The 20,236-nt window shown below is 29.7% G+C and carries 3 protein-coding genes; all 3 read right to left on the bottom strand.

The annotated features are described in order from the left end of the window. Positions 1-8 precede the first annotated feature (8 nt). Genes AYC61_RS13560 through AYC61_RS13570 form a run of 3 tightly spaced genes read right to left on the bottom strand, consistent with a single transcriptional unit; the run spans position 9 to position 20,133 of the window. On the bottom strand, positions 9-725 hold the full coding sequence (locus tag AYC61_RS13560) for a thioesterase II family protein (protein WP_066503437.1): 717 nt from the start codon (positions 723-725) through the stop codon (positions 9-11). Then, positions 718-9,378 carry a non-ribosomal peptide synthetase gene (locus tag AYC61_RS13565; RefSeq protein ID WP_066503438.1) on the bottom strand — a complete coding sequence of 2,887 codons (8,661 nt, stop codon included), beginning with the start codon at positions 9,376-9,378 and terminating at the stop codon, positions 718-720. The genes AYC61_RS13560 and AYC61_RS13565 overlap by 8 nt, the downstream gene beginning before the upstream one ends. A gap of 12 nt (positions 9,379-9,390) precedes the next feature. Further along, complete coding sequence (locus AYC61_RS13570) at positions 9,391-20,133, bottom strand: amino acid adenylation domain-containing protein (RefSeq protein WP_066503439.1); 10,743 nt, start codon at positions 20,131-20,133, stop codon at positions 9,391-9,393. Between the last annotated feature and the right edge of the window lie 103 nt (positions 20,134-20,236).

Below are 20,236 nucleotides of genomic sequence, written 5' to 3' on the forward strand. Positions count from 1 at the left end.
AATCACCTCTAGTTAGCATTTTTCATCAAATAATTTTTACTTAGTAATGAGTTTACTACCGACACAGTATCTTTAGCATTTTCATTGATAAAAAAATGATCTCCTTTTATTTTAAAAGCCTTAAATGAGTTATTTGTATACTCTTTCCAAAGCATGATTTCACTATTATTTATTTTTTCATCACTACCATAAAGAGCTGCGAGTTTACAATTAAGTTTACTTTTTCTAGTGTACTTATACTCCTCAACAACTTTAAAATCATTTCTTAATATAGGTAAAAACAACTCCGTCAATTCTTTATTTTGAAAAAATTCTTTAGGTGTTCCGCCTTTGCTACTAATTTCTCTTTTGAACTGGTCATCTGATAAATGAGATATGTATTCCATATCAATAGATAATGGTGGTTTTCTGCCTGAAACTATTAAATATTCAGGATTAATCATATCTTTTGAAGCTATATAATGTGCCAATTCATGAGCTATTATACTTCCCATGCTGTGCCCGAATAAAGCATAATTACAAGTAGTCATATGCTTAATTCTATGAAACATATCTTCAACGATATCTCCTATATTGTCACAAAGTTCTTCATCAAATCTATAACCTCTACCCGCTAATTCTACTGGCACAAGTTCTATATTGTCATCTATATATTTCATCCACTTCTTATATACTACTGATGAACCTCCTGCATATGGAAAACAAAATAATTTAATTTTATTCATGGTTTTCATCCTTCTTTCTATTAAGTATACTTTCTATAATCTCTGCATTTCTATTATTTATCATTTCATTATGAGTTCCAAATCCTTTATAAACCCTATAGCTACCTTTAGACGCATCCTTCCAGCCATTTACTTTTACATCTATCTCACTAGCATCCTCAGCGGTTATTAAATGAATATCTGAATTTAATACACCTGTATCTAGCATATTAATACTATATTCGTAATAAGTTTTAGCTTTTACAACAATTTCATCTTTAAACAGTGTATATCTTGTATCTTTTTCTATGCTGACAGCTAAATCATCTGCATATTCTTGCACTCCTAGTTTTAACTTTTCAGGCTTTTCAAGCTGTCTATAGCCATCTAATATAATTAAATCTTTAACTACATCTCCACATTTTTCGAGCTTCTTGGCAACTTTAAATGCTAAACGACCTCCTACACAGTAACCCATTAATGTATATGGCCCCTGAGGCTTTATTTCTTTTATAGCTGCTATATACTTCTCTATTCTATCTTCTGATTCTATAAAATTAAAAGCGTATAAACTATAGTTATTCAGCACTTCAGAAAAATCATTAAATATCAATCCATATCCCGTTACAGGAGGAAAACAGAATATATTTTCTTCATTATTATCGTTAAATAATATATATGGAGCATTTGAATCTTCTTTAAATTTAGTTACTAAGTATTCAGAAAGCTCTTTTACTTTTATATTTTTTAATATCTGAGCAAGTGAAATTTCTATCTGAAACTCTTTATTTATTAACGATGCAAGCTCTACTAATTTCATAGAATTTCCACCTAAATCAAAGAAACTATCATTTATTGATATTTTCCTATCAGTCTTTAACACCTTCTTCCACAACTTAACTATCGTTTCCTCAACAACATTTCTCGGCTCTTCATAACTAGCTCCAATAGGTATACTTTCAAATTCTTGCGGTAAAATTTTTCTGTCAATTTTACCATTTAATGTAATTGGCATTTTATCAAGACTAACAAAATATGATGGTATCATGTATTCAGGTAATTTCTTATCTAAATAATTTCTAATTTCTTTTACTGTCAATTCTTTACTACATGTCATATAGGCACATAAGTATTTGTTTCCTTCTTCATCATCTCTTGATATAACTACAGCCTCGTTTATGCTTTCATAACCCAGTAGTTGGCATTCTATATCACTTAGTTCTACTCTATAACCTCTAATCTTTAATTGAAAATCACTCCTTCCGATAAACTCTATCGTCCCATCAGATAGCCATCTTCCTATATCTCCCGTTTTATACATCCTACTGCCTTTACTAAAAGGATTATCAATGAATTTACTATTTGTTAAATTTATGTTGTTAAAATACCCTCTGGCTATACCCTTACCTGAAATATATATTTCACCTGCAACCCCTACAGGCATTAGGTTTAAATCATCATCCAAAATATATACTTCATAATTTGCAAGTGGCTTACCAATCGGTATATTAGATTTTTCAGTCTCATCACATTCATAACAAGTAGTACAAACTGTAGCTTCTGTAGGACCGTACATGTTGTAAACTTTTGAATACTTGATTATATTTGAAAAATAATCTCTTTTTAATACATCACTACTACTTAAGAATGTATGCACACACTTTATAGGCGCTAGATTATTAAATTGGCTAAGTATTAAAGGTGAACAACTTAATATTGATACATTGTTTTTAATTACCAATTCCCTAAGTTTTTTAACATCCTTAACACATCTGTTCGGAGGAAGAACAATTTTACCACCTATAAAAAGCATTGAATACACTTCTTCAACAAATCCGTCAAATGTAAATGAAGCTTGCTGCAGAGTAGCATCATCTTTATTTAGCTCAAATTTCTCATTAAATACACGTACATAATTGATAACATTTCTATGCTCAGTAACTATACCTTTTGGATTGCCTGTAGTACCTGAGGTATAAATAATATAAGCAGGTGCAGAAGCTGATACATTAATGTTTAAGTTAGCTTTGTCTCCAGTATATTTATATTCATCTAAATTAATAATTCTTTGCTTCATATCAATTTTGCTGTTTGACTTCTTATCAGTCAGTAAAACACTAATTTCTGCATCATTTATCATGTACTTAATTCTATCCTGCGGATAATTAGTATCAATAGGAAGATAAGTCCCACCAGCTTTTAATACTGCAAGTACACTTATAATCATATTAGGTGATCTCTCTAACATTATCCCTACGATACTTCCTGTTTTTGCTCCAAAGTCTATTAAATATCTTGCTAATTGATTAGCTTTGTCATTTAGCTCTTTATAAGTCATACTATCGTTTTCATAAACTACAGCAGTGTTATTAGGATAAACACTTACTTGTCTTTCAAATATTTGATGCAGTGTTAAACTTTCATCAAATATAGCTTTTTTATTGAAGTTTAGTATTCTTACTTTTTCAGATGTATCTAATATGTCTATATCTTTTATCTTAATATGAGGTTCATCAGCTATAATATTAAGTATTTTTACAAAATGATCACTCATTTGTTTTATTGTTTCTTCTTTAAACAGCTGCGTTCTGTACTGCATATTAAAATAAATACCTTCATCTTCTATTGCATCTAAACTTATGTCAAATTTTGCTATCTTGTTTTTAAAGTCAATAACTTCTACCTCGAGACCTTCTAACTCAATATTGTTAATATCCATGTTTTGAAGCGTAAACATAGTGTCAAATAACATATTTCTATTCATTTCTCTGTCTATGTTGAGTTTTTCTACTAAATCTTCAAATTGATAATCTTGGTTTTTGAAACCATCTAGCGCATTTTGTTTAACTTGTACTAAAAATTCTTCAAATGTCTTGTTTCCATTTAGTTGATTTCTCAAAGTCAATGTATTTACAAACATACCTATGATATTTTGTACCTTCACATTTTGTCTACCTGAAATAGGAGAACCTACTATAATATCATTTTGGTGCGTATATTTTTGTAATAGTACGTTATATGCTGAAAGAAGCACCATATATAAAGTAGCATTATACTCACCTGCTAACTTCAACAGTTTTTCTTTAACTTCTTTTTCAACCCTAAATATAAAGCTATCTCCAGCATTATTTAAAATATCAGGTCTTTGATAATCTGTTTGTAAATCAAGCTTAGGTATATCATCTTTATATACACTAAGCCAATATTCTTCCTGCTCTCTTAAAGCTTCCGATTCTAATAATTTGTTTTGCCATACAGCAAAATCTTTGTATTGATTCTCTACAGTTTCAAGCTTTTCGCCATTATAAAGCTTAGTAAATTCAGATATCAAAATCCCTAGAGACACACCATCTGAAATAATATGGTGCATATCCATCATTAATAAATGTGATGACTCATCAATCTTTGCAATTTCTATTCTAAATAACGGTACTCTGCCTAAATCAAAAGGCTTTACAAAATTATTTATTAAAGTATCTTGTTTTAATTGATTATCTGTATATTTAATTTTAAATTCAATATCATCATTTATAACTTGAACAGGTTTACCGTCAGCTATCTTAAAGCTGGTTCTTAAACTCTCATGTCTTTTTACAATTTTATTAAATACTTTTTCTAATTTATCTATATCTAAGTTTCCATCTATTTTTAAAGCAAATGGCATATTATAAGCAATTGACTCTTCATGATATTTATTTAATATATACATTCTATACTGAGCAGATGAAAGCGGATAATAAGCTCTTTTTTCTGTTTTTTCTAATAGGTTATATACACCTTTTTCAGTATTATCAAGGTATCTAGCCATAGCTTTTAGTGAAGGTGCTTTGAATATTTCTTGAAGTGGAAGCTCAACACCAAAGCTTTCATATACCTTAGCTGATAGCGCTATAGCTCTTAATGAATGTCCGCCAAGCTTAAAGAAATCATCATGTATGCTAATCAAACTCTTAGTTTTTAAAACCTCCTGCCAAATCTGGGCAAGTCGTTTTTCAGTATCACTACTTGGAGCTGTATAATCACTATTCTCAACAATCACAGCAGTAGGTTCAGGAAGTTTTCTTTTATCAACTTTACCATTTTTGTTAATAGGTATTTTATCAAGCTCTACAAAACAAGAAGGAATCATGTACTCAGGTAGTTTTTGCTGTAAATAATCTCTCATCTGTGCAGTGCTTATTTCTTCTTTTTTGACTATATATGCACATAAATACTTGTCCATGTCCTGTTCTTGCTTAGCAATTACTACAGCTTGATCTATTTTGCTATTGCTCTCAAGCTTACTCTCTATCTCTCCTAATTCAATCCTAAAACCTCGTATTTTTACCTGATTATCAATCCTGCCTAAATATTCAATGTTACCATCAGGCATCCATCTTGATAAATCACCTGTTCTATACATTCTCTGTTCATTATTAAAAGGATTCATGACAAATTTCTTTTTCATTAACTTATCACTGTTAATATAACCCTGACTTAAGAAATCACAAGCCATACAAAGCTCACCAGGAACACCAATAGGCTGAATCGAGTCATATTTATCAAGTATATATATATCATTATTAGCTATTGGCTTACCTATGTTAGGTATGCTTGGTATGGTCTTTGTATAGTCAATTGTATAAGTAGTTATAACATGTGTTTCACTAGGGCCATAATGATTGTGTATATATATTTTTTTATCACGTAGTATTTTCTTAAGATTATCAGGTATTAACAGTTGTTCACCCGCTACTATAATATGATTTATACTCTCAGGAAGCTTTCCTGCATATTTATCATAATTTGAAAGCAGTCTAAAATATGCAGTTGGCAGTATCATTGTTTCTATCCTATTTATATTTAAAAATTCAAGGAATTGATCTATGTCATGTTTAACAGTATCATTGACTACATAAAGTGCTCCCCCATTTAAAAGCGTTGAACATATTTCTTGATAACAAGCATCAAAGCTTAATGCAGCAAAATGTGTCACTCTTTTCTTGCAGAACTCTAAATTTGTGTACTTGTTTTGATGATGTACCAAATTTACTATAGTTCTGTGATTTACTATTACTCCCTTTGGAAGTCCTGTTGTACCCGACGTATATATCAAATAAAAAATATCTAGTGCGTTACTAGGTACATTTAGATTACATGCTTCATAATCATCTGTTTTTATATCATTTATATTTATGACATCTATATTTTTAATATTAAATTTATCTTTATTCTCATTGTTTGTTAATAAAACCTTAACCTCTGCATCCTCAATCATGTAATCAAGTCTGCTTTGAGGTAGTTTAGAGTCAAGTATAAGTATTCCTCCACCTGCTTTTAACGTTCCCAAAACTCCTACTATCCCATCAATAGAACGATTTATTATCAGACCAACAATATTATTTGTTTTAACTCCTTTTCCTCTTAATGCTCTTGCCAATCTGTTTGCTCTTTCATTTAACTCACCGTAAGTCACTTCTACATCATCTTCTACTATAGCAATATCATTAGGTGTTTTTTCTACCTGTTTTTTAAATAACTCATGAATTGTTTCAGTACAGAATTCATCATGCTCTTTATTAAAAATTTTTATTGTGTCAATTTCATTATCAGTTGTAATAACTAAATCTTTTAATCTTTTGTTTGGATATTTAGTGATATCATCAAGCAAATTAAGAAAATGCTTTAGAAATCTCTCTATTGTTTCATGTTTAAATAGTTTGTTGCAGTATTGTAGAATACAGTGAAGCTGTCCGTTCGCTTCTACAGCATTAAACAATAAGTCAAACTTTGAAATAATATTTTTAAACTTGTATGGCGATATGTTAAGTCCATCTAATAGTAACTCTGACTGCTCCATGTTTTGTAAAACAAACATTGTATCAAACAGTGGATTTCTACTAGTATTTCTTTTTAAATCCAATTTATCAACAATTTCATCAAATTGAAAATCTTGATTTTGAAAAGCTTGTAATGCATTCTCTTTTACTTCTGACAAAAACTCACTAAATGTTTTTTTGCCACTAGGATAATTACGCATTGCAATAGTGTTAACAAACATGCCTAGTATATTTTCTAAATCAGGATGATTTCTACCAGCAGTTGGTGTTCCAACTATAATATCTTCTTGATTGGTGTATTTGTATAAAAGTATGTCATAAACTGCAAGCAGTACCATATACAAAGTAGCTTTATTGTCTTTAGCAATATCATTTAATGACTTTGTCAATCTACTGTTTATAACAAACTCTATATTATTACCTTCAAAGCTCTGCACAGGAGGTCTTTTGAAATCAGTTTCCAAATTTAATACAGGTATTTCATCACTAAACTTATCTATCCAATACTCTCCTTGTTTTTTATAGTTTTCGGTCTCTATCATATTATTCTGCCAAACAGCATAATCTCTGTACTGTAAATTAAGCTTTGGTAAATTATCTCCCATATATAGCTTTGAAAATTCCGTTAACATCAGTCTTCTTGAAACACCGTCCATAATAATATGATGCATATCTGTAAGCATTAAATACTTGTTTTCTTCTGTTTTTACTATACACACTCTCAAAAGCGGTGCAGTACTTAAATCAAAAGGTCTTATGAAGTCATCAATAATTGTATCAATGTTTTTATCTTCTAAATATAAATAACTTATATTAAAATCTACATTCTCATCTATTTTTTGAACAGGTTTTCCATCAATTATCTTAAAACTTGTTCTGAAGCTTTCATGATTTTCTATTATAGTATTAATAGCATTTTCAAATCTCTCTTTATCAAGTTTTCCTTCTACCTCAAATATTAAAGGCATATTATAATTAGTGCTTTTCACATCTAGTCTATTCAATATAAACATCCTATTTTGAGCAGAAGAAAGTGGGTAATATTCTTTTTCTGGGGTTTTTTCTATATTCAAATCATACTTTCTATTACTCTCATTAACAATCTTAGATAAATCCTCTATTGTAGGATTGTTAAAGACATCCTTTAGACTGATATTATAGCCAAATTCCTTGTATATTTTAGATATAAGCTTCATTGCATTTAATGAGTGTCCTCCTGCATCTAAAAAACCTAAATCTATAGATATTTGATCTATGCCTAATACTCTCTCAAATATATTTTGCAGTTTCTTTTGAACATCATTTTTAGGAGCAGTATATTCTTTATCATCAAACGTAAATATAGGTAAATTACTATAACCTATCTTTCCATTATTATTAAGAGGCAGTTTTTCTAAGAACATAAAAAACGCTGGAATCATATAGCTTGGTAAACTTTGCTTTAGATATTTTTTTATATCATCTATTTTTATTAAGGAGTCATCTTCTTTGACTATATAAGCACATATTGCATTTTCTTCGTTCTTAATATTCTTATAAACTACTACTGCATCTTTTATGTTTTTGTTTCTTAAAAGCACATTTTCTATACCATTTAACTCAACTCTAAAACCCCTTATCTTAATCTGCCTGTCAACTCTACCTACAAATTCAATATCTCCATTTTCATTTACTCTGCCTAAATCGCCTGTTTTGTATATAATATCTGTAGGATTATTGTTAAATGGATTGACTATAAATTTCTCATGATTTTTGACCTCATCATTGTAATATCCATAGCTTCTGTATGGAGTCCTAATATATATCTCTCCTACTTTACCTTTGCCTGAAATTTTCATATTTTTATCAAGTATTATAACCTTTGCACCTGATATTGGCTTTCCTATAGGTGTATTTTCTCTATTCCCATCTTCTTGTTTAATCCTATAAAATAACTTAGCTAATGTTGTTTCCGTAGGTCCATATAAATTTACTAACTGAATTCTATCTCCGAACTTCTTATACCACTTCTTCACTTCATTTGGAGTAACTTTTTCACCAGCTAATAAAACATATTTGAGCATTATAAAATCATTATTTAATTTATCGCTATTAAAAACTTTAAATAAACTTGGAGTACAATGTATCAAATTGACTTCACTGTCATTTATCCAATTCACTAAACTCTCTGTATCCAAAATAAGTTCTTTTGTTGATGGAATACATATTGTCGCCCCTGAGCATAAAGCTGTAAATATATCTCTCATAAATGGATCATGACACTGTGATGTGAATTGACTTATTCTAAAATCAGAATTAATGCCAAATTCTTTTATCTCCCACTTTATAAACTGAAGCAAACTAATATTTTTACCTAATATTCCTTTAGGTTTACCTGTTGTACCAGAAGTAAAATAAACATATATTTTATCATCAGGGCTATAGAAGACTTCAGGAGCATATGTATACTCACTGTTTTCTCTATAAAATTCCTCATCTATTTTATAAATATTTAGGCTCTCTTTATTTAATCTTTCTTTATTCTGCTGGTCTACAAATGCGTATTTAAGCTCAGATGCAAGTAGCATATTGTTTATTCTTTCATCTGGATAAGCACTATCAAGCGGCACAAAAACACAACCAGCTTTCATTATTCCTATGATTGTATTAATCATGCAAAGCTTATCATCTATTAGTACACCAATAAATGTACCTTTGGAAATCCCCTGATTTAATATATAATTTGCAGTAATATTTGATTTTTCATCTAATTCTTTATACGTAATAGCTTTATTACCATATTCAATAGCTGTCTTATCACCATATTTTTCAAATACATTCATCATTTCATACTGCATAGTTCTTTGATTAGTCATATTTCAACCCCCTTAAAATATGTCTTCTAAATCCTCATTAAAATCATCTAATATATCCTGCTTTTCTTCTTTAGAAATAATTTCTATATCAGAAAGCATAATATCAGGATTATTAATAACTATATCTATGATTCTAATGAAATCATCAACAAAAGCCTTCATTGTAGCTCTTTTGAATAAATCTGTTGAATATTCCAATGTAAATATCAACTCATTATCTCTTTCAAATCCTGCTAATTCTATATCAAGCTTTGTACCTTCAAGCTTTTGCTTATATGGTGATATTTCTAAATCCTTTAATTTAATATTTATCTCGTCCATATTTCTAAGATTAAACATAGTGTCAAATAGCGGATTTCTGCTTTTATCTCTTTTTATGTTAAGTACTTCAACTAATTCTTCAAATTGATAATCTTGATTTTGATAAGCCTCTAATGCTGTCAGCTTTACTTCTGACAAAAACTCTTTAAACGTTTTTTCTCCACTTGGATAATTTCTAAATGCCAAGGTATTTAAGAATATTCCTATAATACTCTGTAAATCTGCATGAGGTCTTCCTGCTATAGGTGAACCTACTATTATATCCTCCTGTCCTGTATATTTGTATAACAGCGTATTATATACAGCAAGAAGTACCATATACAAAGTTCCCTTGTTTTCATTAGCCAGCATGTATAATTTTTTAGTATAATCTGCATCAATAATAAAGTCTATACTGTCACCTTTGAAGCTTTGAACAGAAGGTCTGTTATAATCTAATTTCATATCTAATAACGGAATTTCTCCTGAAAATCTATCTAACCAGTAATTTTTTTGATTATTAAAGTCATCACTTTTCATTAATTCATTTTGCCATACTGCATAATCTTTGTATTGTAGCTTAATTTCCTCAAGAGCTTCTCCGTTGTAGAGTCTTGAAAATTCAGTTATTAATATCACTGTAGAAACACCATCAGATATTATGTGATGCATGTCAGTTAGCATAAAAAATTTTTCATCATCTATTTTTAATACTTCTACTCTGATAAGAGGTGCTTTAGTTAAATCAAAAGGTCTGATGAAAGCTTTTATCTTATCCTCTAACTGTTCCTCTTTAATATCTATCAAACTTATATCTAAAAGCATAGCATCATCAATAATTTGTATAGGCTTTCCGTCAATCATTTTAAAACTTGTTCTTAATGCATCATGTCTTTTTATAAGTGTATTGAATGCATTTTTTAATCTATCTATATCCAGCTTTCCTTTCATCTCTAATACCGAAGGCATGTTATAATTTGTACCTTCACTGTTTATCTGATTTAATATATACATTCTCTTTTGTGATGAAGAAAGCGGATAGTATTCTCTTTTTTCAAAAGGCTTTATTGCATCATATCTGCTTTTATTTGCTATGATGATATAATCTGATAATTCCTTGATAGTAGGTGAAGCAAATATCTGTTGTAGTGGAACTTCTACATTTAAGCTCTTATGAATTTTTGCTGATAATGTTGTAGCTTTTAGTGAATGTCCTCCTAATTCAAAGAAATTATCATTAATGCCAATATCTCCACTTATCCCTAATAAATCCTGCCAAATGTGCATTAAAACTCTATCTGTTTGATTTCTCACTTCTTCATATTTAGCTCCTGTATCTAAGCTGTTATCAGGTTCAGGTAATGCTTTGACATTAATCTTTCCGTTAGAAGTAAGCGGTATTTCATTAATCTCTACAAAGTATGCAGGTATCATATATTCAGGTAAATAAGCTGATAAATATGTTCTAAGATCAGCAACAGTAAGCTCTTTTTCAACTTGAATATATGCACATATACATTTTTCATTGCTGCTGTTATTTCTTGTTATAACAACAGCAGTTTTTATATCCTCATGATTTTGAAGTCTACTTTGTATCTCTCCTAATTCAATCCTGTATCCTCTAATCTTAACCTGTTTATCTATTCTTCCTAAATACTCTAAGTCACCGCTGTCAAGCAGTCTGACTAAATCTCCTGATCTGTACATTATTGTATTTGGTATATATGGATTTGGGACAAACTTCTCTAATGTCAACTTTTCTCTGTTAATATAACCTCTAGCAACACCGTCTCCTCCAACATAAAGCTCTCCTGCAATACCAACAGGTAATATGTTCATGTTTTTATCCATTACATAAGCGCTTAAAGTTGGGATTGGTTTACCTATATTACTTATACCGTTTCTTATATCTTCATCAGTTATTTCTTTATAAGTTACATGTACAGTTGTCTCTGTAATTCCATACATATTTATCAATTTCGTATTCGGATATCTATTTTTCCAATTTATCAACTTGTTTGGATTTAATGCTTCCCCTCCAAATATGATATATCTTATAGCTAAATCCATTCTTTGATGCTTTTCATCTTCATTTATTAAGTTATAAAATGCAGAAGGAGTTTGATTTAAAACTGTTACCCTTTCTGATTGTAAAAGCTCTAAAAATTCCTTTGGATTTACAGCAGTTTCTTTTGGTACAATTACTAATTTACCTCCAAATAATAAAGCTCCGTACATTTCCCATACTGAAAAATCAAAGCAATACGAATGGAACATAGTCCATACATCATTTTCATCAAAGTCAAAATGATTCTTTTCATTAAACATCAGTCTTATGACATTTTTATGCTCTACCATAACACCTTTTGGCTTACCTGTTGTACCAGATGTATATATAATGTATGCCAAATCATTTTGTAATGTATTATCAGTTAAATTTGTTTCTTCGACTTCATAATTTTTAAGCTCATTTATATATATAACATCTCTGCTGTAATTTATATTTTCTAATTCTATTTCATCAGAAATAATCAAAGCTCTAGCATCACTGTCTTCTAGCATAAAATTAACTCTATCAGCAGGATACTGCGTATCAATTGGCAGATAAGCTCCACCAGCTTTTAGTACTGCTATCATAGCAGTAATCATATCTGTTGACCTGTTAAGTATAATTCCAACTATAGAATCTTTTGCTACTCCTTTATTTCTTAAAATCTTTGCTAATTTATTAGCTTTTTTATTAAGCTCACTGTATGTCAGTTTCTCTTTTCCACATATAACAGCTGTCTTATTTGGGTTGTTTTTTACCTGCTCTTCAAATACTGAATGTATAGTCTTGTTTTTTGGGTATGTTACATTTGAGTTATCAAGTATGGATAAAACATCTTGCTTCTCACTATTTGAAATCATCTTTATTTCATCTAATTTAATCTCAGGATTATCACAAATCTCATAAAGTATATTTATAAAGTGATTAGCAAATCTTATCATAGTTTCTTTTTTAAACAATTTAGTGCAGTACTGTAGTCTAAAGCTTATATCATCATCATTTTCAACTGCATCTATATTAAAATCAAATTTAGCTGTTTTGTTTTCAAATTCATACTGCTCTATCTTTATGTCATCTAAATCTGTTATGTTTATGCCCATATTTTGAAGTGAAAATACTGTGTCAAACAATGTACCCCTAGACATATCCCTATCTAGCTTTAGCTTGTCAACCAATTCTTCAAATTGATAATCTTGATTTTCAAAAGCATTTAATGCATTCTGCTTTACTTCTCCTAAAAATTTTCTAAATGTTTTAGTGCCTGTAGGATTGTTTCTCATTGCCAGCGTATTTACAAACATTCCTAATATATTCTCTAAATCTGCATGAGGTCTTCCCGCAATAGGAGAACCTACAACTATGTCCTCTTGATGTGTATACTTGTATAGTAAAGTGTTATAAGCAGTAAGTAATGTCATGTACATCGTTGCATTTTCCTGTTTTGCTAGTTTGTTTATCCTATTTTTAAGGTTTTGATTTGCTTTAAAAGTAATATAGTCACCTTCAAGACTTTGAAGCTTTGGTCTAGGATAATCTGTAACCATATCTAATACAGGTACATCATCACTAAATCTGTCTAACCAATATTTTTCTTGTCTTATCATTCTTTCATCGTTAAATATTTCCTTCTGCCAAACAGCATAATCTTTGTACTGTATTTTAAGCTCATGAAGCTTCTCGTTATTATAGAGTTTTATGAAATCTGATACTAAAATGCCTGTAGAAACCCCATCAGATACAATATGATGCATATCTAGCATCAGTAAATATCTATCTTTTTTAGCCTCTATTATCCCAACTCTAAATAATGGTGCAGTACTTAAATCAAAAGGTCTTATAAATTTATTTATTATGCTGTTAATTTTGTCACCTTTATTCATATAAAGCTCAATTTTAAAATCTATGTCTTCATGTATTTTCTGAATTGGTTGACCATCTACTAGTTCAAAGCTGGTTCTCAAGCTTTCATGTCTTCTAACTATTTCTTTAAATATATGCTCTAATTTATCTATATCTAATTTGCCCTTTAACTCTAATACTGAAGGCATATTGTAGCTTGTGTTTGCTTGATTGTATTTATTCAAAATAAACATTCTCATCTGAGCTGAAGATAATGGGTAATACTCTCTATTTTCTACTGGTATAATTGAACTATATATACTTTTAGTTGTTTGATTTATAAAGCCTGCTATCTCTTTTACACTCTGTCTTCTGAAGACTTCTTGAAGCGGAAGCTCTATATTAAGACTTTGATGAATTTTAGAAACAAACGTGATAGCCTTTAATGAATGTCCTCCTAAATCAAAGAACTTGTCGTTAATTCCTATCTTTTGTTTTATAGCAAGCACTTCTTTCATTATTTCTAAAATTGTTTTTTCGATATCATTTCTAGGTGCTTCATATTTGACCTGAGTTTCTATATGTCCATCAGGTTCAGGTAGTGCTTTTTTATTTACCTTTCCGTTTTGATCTAAAGGAATACTATCAATTTTTATAAAATATGACGGTATCATATATTCAGGTAATTCAGATGATAAATAATCCCTAATCTCTTTTACCGAAACATCATTTTCACCTACTATATAAGCACACAAATACTTATACATATCTTCATTATCTTTTGCCACAACTAATGCATCTTTTATACTGCTGTGCTTTTTAAGTATGTTTTCAATTTCACCTATCTCAATTCTATAACCTCTTATCTTTACCTGTTTATCTATTCTTTCGATATACTCTAAATTTCCATCAGGCAGCCACCTTGCAAGATCTCCTGTTTTATACATCTTTTCATTAGGGTTAAAAGGACTCTTAACGAATTTTTCTTCTGTCAGCTCTGGTCTATATAAATATCCTCTTGCTACACCATTACCACATATACAAACCTCGCCTCTTACACCTACTGGAACTAATTTAGAATTAGTGTCAAATAAATATATCCTTGTATTACTAAGCGGACTTCCTATTGGAGGTATTGCCTCAATATCTTTATCAGGCTTCATTGTATAAGCTGTAACTACATGAGCCTCTGATGGTCCGTAGTGATTATGAAGCGTTACATTATTTTCTCTCAAATATTTTTTAAAGTCTTCTGTAACTATTAACTGCTCGCCTGCTGGTACAATATGATTTAATTTTCTTGATAATTTATTTATATATGTTTTTTCACTTGTAATAAATTTTAGATATGATGTAGGTAAGAAAATTACACCAATATCATTTACATCTACATACTCAAGAAGTTTGTTTACATCTTTCTTCTTATCGTTACTGATAACATACAGCTCTCCACCACTTGATAATGTAGAATATGTCTCTTGATAGCATATATCAAAGCTTATTGTGGCAAATTGCAGTACCTTTTTATTAAATTCTATATCTGTTTTTGCAAATTCCCAATGAAGCAAATTTATTATTGTCCTCTGCTCAATCATTATACCTTTTGGTTTTCCTGTAGAACCAGAGGTATAAATTATATACATCAGATCTGTAGGAGTACTTGTGTTTTCTAAATTGTGTGTACCTCCTTTGTATATGCTTTCATCTTCTAAGCATATTACAGTCTTGTTTTCAAAATTTATTCGATCAAGTAAATAAGAATGTGTTAATAAGATATCTACTTTACAATCCTCTAGTAAATACTCAATCCTATCATTTGGATACTCAGGTGCAATACCTACAAAAGCACATCCTGCTTTTGGAATTGCAATCAAAGCTACTATCATTTCTAGTGATTTTTCAGCCATCAAGCCAACTAATTGATCTTTTTTTACACCCAATTTTCTTAAATATCCTGCGAGTTGATTTGCCTTTTCATTTAGCTGTCTGTATGTTAAACTCTTATCTTCATATACGACTGCGACTTTATCCGGTGTCTTTCTTACTTGCTGTTCAAACAATTCTTGAATTGTTATATCCTTTGGATAATCTAAAGTAGTATCATTAAAAACTTCTAATATCTCTTTCTTTTCCTCGCTTGAAACCATATCTATTTCATCTAAAGTAATACTAGTGTCATTTACAATCGCCCTTAGAATATTTACATAATGTACACTTAAATCTTTAATTGTTTCCTTTTTAAATAGCTTTGAACAATACTCGAAATTACACTTAACATTTTCATTGCCTTCTACTACTGTTAAGAGTATATCGAACTTCGATGTTTTATTCTCAAACTCATATGGATTCACTTTTATATCTCTTATTTTTACCTCTGTAATATCAATATTAGGCATAGAAAACATGACATCAAATATTGGATTTCTGCTCGTATCTCTATTTATGCCTAGCTTTTCAACTAAATCCTCAAATTGATAGTCTTGATTTGCATAAGCATTTAAACAGTTTTCCTTTACACTTAAAAAGAATTTTTCTATAGTCATATTTCCTACTGGGTTATTTCTCATTACTATTGTATTTGCAAACATACCTATTACATTGCTTAACTGCTCATTATGTCTTGCTGCAATAGGTGTACCTACTATGATATCATCCTGCCATGTATATTTAGACAATAGTATATTAAAAGCACCAAGCAAAATCATGTACATTGTAATCTGACTATCTTTTGAATATTTTTTCAAAGCCTTCGTTAACTCACTATCTATCACAAAGTCCATATCGTCCCCTTCAAAACTTTGAACTGTTGGTCTTGGATAGTCAGTCATCAAGTCTAATACAGGTATCTCACCTTTAAATTTATCTAACCAATATTGTTCTTGATTTTTGCTTTCTTCATTTAACAATGACTCTTGCTGCCAAACAGCGTAATCTTTGTATTGTATATTAATATCTTCAAGCTTTTGTCCGTCATACATCTTTAAAAATTCTGATACAAGTATTTCTGTTGATACTCCATCTGATATTATGTGATGCATGTTTATAATTAAGAGATGTTTTTCATCAGACACTTTCGCTAAAACTAATTTCATAAGTGGTGCTTTACTTAAGTCAAAAGGCTTAATATAGCTTTTTATTATATCGTCTACGTTATTATCATTAACCAGTATATAATCTACATTAAAATCTAATTCATCATGTATAATTTGAACAGGCTCTCCATCTATAACTGAAAAACTTGTCCTTAAACTCTCATGTCTTGATACTATCATTTTAAATGCATTATTAAATCTTTCTACATCAAGCTTTCCGTCAAGCGACAATACAGTCATCATATTATAATTAATGCTGTCTTTATTTAATTGATTAAGAACATACATCCTTTTTTGAACAGAAGATAGTGGATAATATGATCTCTTTGATGCAGGTTTAATTGATTGGTACTCTTTCTTCTCTGTACTTTCGATATACAAAGCAAGTTTTTGTACAGTAGGATTGTTGAACAATTCTTTAAGCGGTATTTGAAAATCTAACTCTTTGTGAATTTTTGAAACTAAGTTAGTTGCACTTAGTGAATGTCCCCCTATCTCAAAGAAATCATCTTTTATACCTATTTTTGAATCAGCTTCGAGTACACTTTTATATATATTGACAAGCTTAATTTCAAGCTCACTGCTTGGCGCTACATATTCATAACCTGTCTCTATTTCAACCTCTAATTCAGCTAATGCTTTTTTATTAACTTTACCACTATTTAAAACAGGTATTTTATCTAGCTTAATAAAACCTGAAGGTATCATGTATTTAGGTAATTCTTGTGATAATTTATCCTTAATATCCTGAATATCAAGCTCACTGTTAGTTACAACATATGCACATAAGTGTTTGTTGTTATCTAATTTTCTGACCATTACAACAGCTTGTCTTATATTTGGGATATCTAACAATTTGTTTTCTATCTCACCCAGTTCAATTCTAAAACCTCTTAATTTAACCTGCTCATCAATTCTACCTGTTAATTTGATAGTGCCATCTGATAGAAACTTTGCAGCGTCGCCTGTTTTATATATTCTCTCGCCCTTCACATAAGGGTTTTCTATGAATTTACACTCTGTTAGCTCATCTCTATTTAAATAACATCTTGCCAGTCCATCTCCGCCAATGCAAAGCTCACCCTCTACAATAGTTGGCTGTAATTTGTTGTATTTATTTAATATATATATTTTTTTGTTAGCAACAGGTTTTCCTATTGTTATGCTGTCAGCTTCTACATCATTTGCCATAGTAGCAACAACACTTGCTTCTGTTGGTCCGTATTCGTTTATTATTTCAATGCCTTTATTTAAATTTTTACTCATCTTGACTAACTTACTAGTAACTGCCTCTCCTGCGAGTGTAATTGTTCTCAGTGATTTTAAATCTTGAGATTGAGAAACTTCTAATATTGCCGAATACAGTGTAGGAACAGCTATAAAATGTGTTACTTTGTTTGCTATAATTTCTTCTTTTATAGCTGTAGGATTTTTTGCAGTTTTCTCATTTACTAGTATTACCTTTGCTCCTGATACTATAGGAGTAAAGAAACTAGTTAAAAACCCGTCGAATACATATGAAAATAACTGCAAAACAGCATCATCTTCATTTAGCTTGTACTCATCTTTTCGCCACATAATAGCACTTGTTATGCTCTTGTGCTCTACCATTACCCCTTTAGGTTTACCTGTTGATCCTGATGTATATATAACATAAGCTAAATCGTCTGATCTGTTTATTTTATTTAAATTTGTATCATTTCCACTGTATACTTGTTGGTTATCTACATTAATGACCTGAATTTTATCATCATTTTCAAATGTTATAAGTGATTGTTTTAAAACTATCTCGAGCTTTGTATCATCTATCATGTATTTGATTCTATCTTTAGGATATTGTGGATCTATAGGTAAATATGCTCCGCCTGCTTTTAATACTGCTAATACAGCTATTATCATTTCTATAGAACGCTCAGTCATTATTCCAACAATAGTATTTTCCTTTACTCCCTTATTTCTAAGTAATCTTGCCAATTGATTTGATTTTGCATTTAACTGTCCATAGCTAATTTTGATATCTTCAAATACTAATGCTGTATTATCAGTATTTAACACAGCTTGTTGTTCAAACATTTCATATATAGTCTTTTCTTTGTCATATTCATGGTATGATTGATTGTTAAATTCACATAATAGTTTTTGTTTATCTTTATCATTTACTATATCTATATCATTAATCTTTGACAGCTTATTTTTTATGATACTATTTATTGCACACTTATAATTTTCAGCTATATTATTTATACAAAACTCAGAAAATGAAGCTTTGTTATATAATATGTTGATATTTATACCGTTAAAAACTTCTATACCTAATGTTAAATCATAATTTGTTCTTTCAAACATTGAATATGAGTCTATCTTTAAGCTAGAACTATTTTCTTTTAAAAAGCTGTCAAGAGGATAATTCTCAACAACTACAATACTATTAAACAATTTTCCATCTAAATTGCTGTATTTTTCAATGTCAACTAATGAGGTAGTCTCATATTCTTCTCTTTCATATATATATTTATTCGTTTCCTTAAGCACATCTAATGCAGTTGAATCATTTGCTGTTATCCTCATTGGGAGTGTATTTATAAATAAGCCTACAATATTTTCAATGTCATCAATTCGTGTATTTCTCCCTGATACAGTACTGCCAAATATGACATCATCATTATTTGTATACCTTTGTAAGATAATACCCCAAGCAGTATATAATAACGCTGCTAGTGTGATATTATTCTCTCTTATAAATTTATTAATGTCTTGCTCGATATTTTGTGGGAATTTATATTGAATTTTTCCTAGTTCAAATTTGTTTTGTTTATTTGTTATAGTTGAAATGTAAGTTGTATTATCTAAGTCACTAAGATAGTTTTTCCAATATTTTTCTTGAACTTTACTATCTATACTTTGTATGTGTTTTATGAAGTGTTTGAATTTATTCTTTGTAGTTTTAGCTATATATTCTTGATTTTTTATTTTGTCATATGTATTAAAGAATTCTCTTAAAATTATTCCTGTGCTCCATCCGTCATAGAGTATATGATGATTACTTATTATCATTTGATATCTGTCATTATCTATTTTTATCAATGTTATCCGAAATGGTACTTCTGCTAGATTAAAACTTTTTTTCCTGTCCCTTTGTTTTATCTCATTGATTTTAATATCTTTATCTCTCTCAGTAGATAAATCATAGTTTATTATATTAATATTTACTTGTTTCAAAACCAATTGAACGGGTTTTTTTAGTTTGTCCCATTTGTATATAGTTCTTAACATTTCATTGGACTGTGTTACATATTCCCAAGCTTTCTTGAATATTTCATATTCTACCAAGCCACTTATTACTAAGCACAATTGTTCAAAATACTCATCTGTGTTTTTTTCTTTTAGATAATGAAATAACATTCCTTCCTGCATAGGTGTCAAAGATAAAATATCCTCAATATTGTTTTTATCGATTTTCTCTAGCTGTGTCATCATTTTCCTCCTTTTTGATGATTAAAATCATTAAACCCAGATTATACAGAAAATCAAGTCTATTTTGGTAAATTACATCATTATAATATATAAATTATATCAT

It is taken from the genome of Abyssisolibacter fermentans (assembly GCF_001559865.1).
Lineage (GTDB): Bacteria > Bacillota > Clostridia > Tissierellales > MCWD3 > Abyssisolibacter > Abyssisolibacter fermentans.

Bases quoted from the DNA above. Each gene is read 5' to 3' on its own strand.
- AYC61_RS13560 (WP_066503437.1), bottom strand. From the start codon at position 725: ATGAATAAAATTAAATTATTTTGTTTTCCATATGCAGGAGGTTCATCA.
- AYC61_RS13570 (WP_066503439.1), bottom strand. From the start codon at position 20,133: ATGACACAGCTAGAGAAAATCGATAAAAACAATATTGAGGATATTTTA.
- AYC61_RS13565 (WP_066503438.1), bottom strand. From the start codon at position 9,378: ATGACTAATCAAAGAACTATGCAGTATGAAATGATGAATGTATTTGAA.